Source organism: Pseudomonas sp. TNT3 (assembly GCF_010095445.2).
GTDB lineage: Bacteria > Pseudomonadota > Gammaproteobacteria > Pseudomonadales > Pseudomonadaceae > Aquipseudomonas.
In genome coordinates, this window is record NZ_WFGV02000117.1 from 1 (window position 1) to 4,744 (window position 4,744).

At 51.7% G+C, this 4,744-nt stretch carries 3 protein-coding genes and 1 pseudogene; all 4 read left to right on the forward strand.

Translation table 11 applies throughout. The features are described 5' to 3' along the window. Nucleotides 1–694: 694 nt before the first annotated feature. Nucleotides 695–1,081, forward strand: coding sequence for a hypothetical protein (locus GBC55_RS29525; RefSeq protein WP_178114352.1), 387 nt, complete (start codon nucleotides 695–697; stop codon nucleotides 1,079–1,081). A gap of 555 nt (nucleotides 1,082–1,636) precedes the next feature. Further along, a complete protein-coding gene (locus GBC55_RS29530; RefSeq protein ID WP_162440893.1) occupies nucleotides 1,637–2,992 on the forward strand; it encodes a DUF6861 domain-containing protein in 1,356 nt (451 codons plus the stop codon). A 10-nt stretch (nucleotides 2,993–3,002) separates the two neighbouring features. Further along, nucleotides 3,003–3,620 (forward strand): GAD-like domain-containing protein, encoded by a 618-nt coding sequence (locus GBC55_RS29535; protein ID WP_162440894.1) that lies wholly within the window; start codon nucleotides 3,003–3,005, stop codon nucleotides 3,618–3,620. Nucleotides 3,621–3,755: 135 nt separating this feature from the next. Continuing rightward, nucleotides 3,756–4,744: pseudogene (locus GBC55_RS29540) on the forward strand (IS3 family transposase); the annotation flags it as partial.

Sequence of the window (4,744 nt, forward strand, 5' to 3'; positions counted from 1 at the left end):
GGCTCGGCATACCCTCGCTCCGGTCCTGCTCCGTGGGCCCGCTGCGATCGGCCATCCATGGCCGTGCGCGGCTAACCCGGCATCCATGCCGGGTTGCCCACTGCGCAGAACCTGCGTTCGGCCTACCGAGGGGGCAAGAAAATCAACAGCAGATCAAAAGCCAAAGCGAGGCGGCCTGACAGCCGACCTGACTTTGCGGGCGTGCCCCCGCTCAACGTTATCCCTGTCGGAGGTGCCGCCACGTCTTTGACGCCGCGCTGTCGCGCAAAGAACTGGAAGCTCGCCGCATTGAAAGATATCTAAAACTATTAAAAAATATTGTTACAATAAATTGCTTAATATTTATTTTATAAGGGCCGGCGAGTGCAGCGAGGCTGCGATCTTTTGTTCTTTTAAAGGCAGAATCAAAAGATCGCAGCCTCGTTGCACTCGACAGCTCCTACAGGGATGAGACTCTGCTCGAATTCGGTGGTGCGATGGGCAGAGTCCAAGGCTAACATCACTGAGACGGGTAAGACTGGAACCTTCGCTAAATTCAATTCTTGGGTGAAAATGACGACGGCTATAATGCCTACTCCGTTTCAGGCCGTCGATTCGCTCACATTTGGGTTAACATTATGATTCATATAATTTTTTGGTGGTCTGAAATACGACATACAATCGACTTTTTCCTGCCAAATTACCGAGTTGAAACTTGAAGATTGTAAACGCTGGCCGCTTTGATGATGTTGGTGACGACTTTGAATATGTTTGCCGTGGTTTCAACTATGTAATTCAGGACGAGGAGAGTTTTTTTCACATTAGGATGTACAATGATGAAGCTAGAGTGGCCACGCTGGTGAATCCCACCAAAAGACCTGCATCGGATGTCCTGAGAAGGCTGATAGTTTTTTTACAATCCGAGTTAAATGTGGATGGATTCTTTCTGTATAGAGGCGAGCTGGGGCAATATGCGGCGATCGATCTCAAAACACTGGAATTTAGGGGGTTTTCACTATTTCACTATTTCACTAGGTGCCTTCGAATGCCTCTAACGGGCGTTTATATGGGGTGCAGCCGTGAATGCCGCATCAGCGCCTGACACCTTCAATAATCAGAAAGCCTCAGCGCGTTTTTTACTGGCAGCTTTGTGGCGGCTATGCATGGGAGGCTTCGGCCTGCCGGTTTCCTATGACTGGTCTACCACCCTGTGCACAGTCGCCTCCTTACTTTACGTTCGTGTTTATCCTCAGTGGTCCGAATGCAATTTGTTATTGGGTATTCGACATATGATTTCGTTGGCAGAGTTGTCGCCAATCGATTGTTGGATGAGCTTGAAACTTAGAAGCAGTCGAAGGTTTTAATTAAGCCTGGCGAGGACGAGCCCGCAGACCCGAAGAGATCAGCGGGCTTTTTTGTGGGCGTTGGTTTTTTCAATGCTTGGAACGAGTAGGAAAGTTCTGACGGAAAATATAAAGATCAAAGTATGAAACTTCCTGTTTTGATAAACGGTGCCTGAAGTAATCCCGCGCTTTATTGTTTGAAAAAATCTGCCTGATTAGGGTGAAGTATTAGAAGTTTCAACGCAGTTTGATGCCCGGTTTTCTCCTCGGCCTCTCACTGCCTCAGCACTTCGTCCCTGTCAGGAAGACGCAGCATGGCGCTATGGAACATCGTGCCTACGTGGTTCGAAATAGAAGATCGCATGACCCATGACATGGGTCATCAGGGCGGGCACGGCCGCATTCATATCAATGACTATGCGTCCTCAATAAGTTTGAACATTCGGCGGATCCACAACATCCGGACGGCGTTCACGCGCGCGGAATGGGAGGTCGCCAGGTCCTTGAGGCAACGCTTCTCAGACCTCGACATCTCCAGCGTCCTCACCGAATTGATCAGCGTCGCTAGTCAAATGGCAATGATTGTTGCCGGCAGTGTGTTGGCTGGCGGAGCCATTGGCGCGGGTGTAGGCGTTTTTGTCGGGGGTGTGGGCGCGATTCCGTCCGGTATGGCCGGCGCTGCAATGGGTTTGAAAGTCAGCACCTGGATACTGGGGGTACTCGGCCTGGTTTCCATTGCCGAGTTCTTCGTCGAAGGCTTGCCGCGCATTGGCGAGTACTACCTGGACGGCATCGACATCGCATGGAAAGGCACCCAGGGCGATGAGGGTCTACATCCCTTCAGCCGTGATGATCCTGCTGCCATCGACAGGGCCGCCCAGCACATTGCTCGAGGGCATGAAGAAGTCATCGTTCTGCTGTTGGGAGCCATCGTTGCCTACCTGACGCGAGGGCGGGGCAATGCCCAGGTACTTGCCAGCGAGATGCAAGCAAGCGCCAAAGGTGCACGGTTAGGGCAGTGGATGCTCAAGCATGAAGAGGCCCTGAAAAAACACCCGGACCTGCAACTGCCAACGTCACGACAAGGTGCGTTTGGCCGACAAGAAACGCCATTGCCTGCGCGCCGCCAACCCGAGCATCCATCACCGAAAAAACCGTTGGGCATGCCCGAGCACAAGGTGCCATGCTTTAACGTGAGCAAGAAGCATGCGGAGAAGATTCCGGAGTTTGATCGGCAGCTGACGGGCCAGGAAAAGGGATTGAATGATCTGAGTGTGGATGAGTATTTGAGGGGGCGGGAGGCGTTTACGGCGAAGAATGTTGTGCGGGATCCGAAGGTTGCTGCGGAAGCTCGATACAGGCTTAGTTCAGATATGGCAGCAGATCTTCAAGAGACACTTAGGTTGAGCGGTGTACCTCTCGAACAGGCAAGAACACTAGCCATGGAGACAGTGTCGCAGAAAATGGCAACGTTGGCCGCCTTGCATAATCCCGACCTGTTCGCGGGAGGGAAGGACATTATTAGTGACTTTGGTGATCGGCGTATTAATTCAAGCATTGGTCCCCAGTGGTCCAGCCGCATAGGCAGTCTGGACGCTGCCGCGGCCAGCGTGCCTGAGAATATTCGAGGCGCCACAAAAATTAACGCAAAACTTGAAAGATGCAAATAAGGAGTCAGTGTTGGACGAGGATTATGGTTTTTTTATCAAGAATTTCGGCCCTGCAACCACTCGGGAGGAAGTTCCTGAGTCGAGTGTGGACCGATATCGAAATAGGCTGCCAAATCAATTACTTCAGTACTGGAACGAGTATGGCTGGTGCGGGTTCATGGATGGTTTGTTTTGGACAGTGAACCCTCAAGCCTACGAAGACATAATAGACCACTGGCTTGCTGATAAAGAATTTTACTCTCAGGATACTTATCATGTTATTGCGCGTAACGCATTTGGTTTGCTTTATGTGTGGGGTGAAAAGAGTGGCTATTGCTTGACTATCTCTAGTAGCTTAGGGCACTACTCGAGGCGAGCGTCTAAACTTAAAGGTGATAATCTTGATTTTGGGGTAAGAGTGTTTTTTTCATCTATGAACCCCGAGTACAACGATTTCGGTGATCTTTTTATACCCTCTCTTAAAAGACTGGGGAAACTTAGGGCTGACGAAATGTACGGTCTAGTGCCGGCTCTCGCACTGGGTGGATCAATAGATATAGAAAAAGTTGCAATAGTCAAAACTATAGAACATCTAGAGTTTTTATCACAGCTTTCACCACTAACCGATTGGGGGTTTCCGAAAATTTGATAAATGTCGCCTGATTGTCAGAAAGCCTCTCAAAAGGTTGAAGCAAGGAAACGTTTGTGGAAGCCCCCGGTGTCAGGGTAGTTGTCGTGTCCCCTGCTTTTTTAAAAACACTTCGGGGGCGGCAAGAGTATGGTCATGCCTTTCTACTCAGAAGAGCGCAAAGCTGCACTGCTGAAAATGATGCTTCCGCCCCTGAGTCTCTCGGCGTCGGAGGTCGCGCGTCGTGAAGGTTGCAGCGACATGTCTCTCCATTATTGGCGCAAGCAAGCTGCTGCCAGAGGTGCCCAGTTGTCCGAAACCAAGCAGTCGCCCGAAAGCTGGTCTGCCGAGTCCAAGCTGATGGCAGTCATCGAGTCTTCAGCGTTGTCGGAGCTGGAGCTGGGTGAATATTGCCGTCGCAAGGGTATCTTCCCGGAACAAATTGATGGCTGGCGCAAAGCTTTTATCACCAACAGCAATAACCATTCGGCGCTAAAAAAAGGGATCGCCGGGGAGTCAAAGGAAGATAAGAGTCGGATTCGAGAGCTAGAGCGTGAACTGCGTCGTAAGGACGCGGCGCTGGCTGAAACGGTCGCTTTGTTGGTGCTGCGAAAAAAGCTCAATGCCTACTGGGGGAACGACGACGAGGACAACTGACCTTGTTGCCAGAACGGTATCTACTCGTCAGTTGGCTCAATGAGGCCATCATGGCAGGCGCCCGCAGGGCGCCTGCTTGTTTGGAAGTAGGCATTTCACTAAGGACGCTGCAGCGCTGGAACCTACCAGAAGAAATCCTGGCAGATGGACGCACGACGACGCTCAGGCCGATACCGAGCAACGCGCTCAGCGAGCTTGAGCGCCAAAGCATCGTGACGCTGTGCAACAGCAAAGCCTATGCGCATCTGCCACCCAGCCAGATCGTGCCACAGCTGGCTGACGAGGGTCGTTACGTGGCCTCCGAGGCAACGTTTTATCGCGTATTGCATGCGGCGGGTCAGCAGCAGCATCGCTCGCGTGGCAAGCGACCGCATCGTCATGAAGCACCCACCACTTATGCGGCGACAGCCGCCAATCAAGTGTGGTCATGGGACATCACCTACCTGCCGTCACCCGTTCGCGGAAAGTTTTACTACCTTTATCTGATC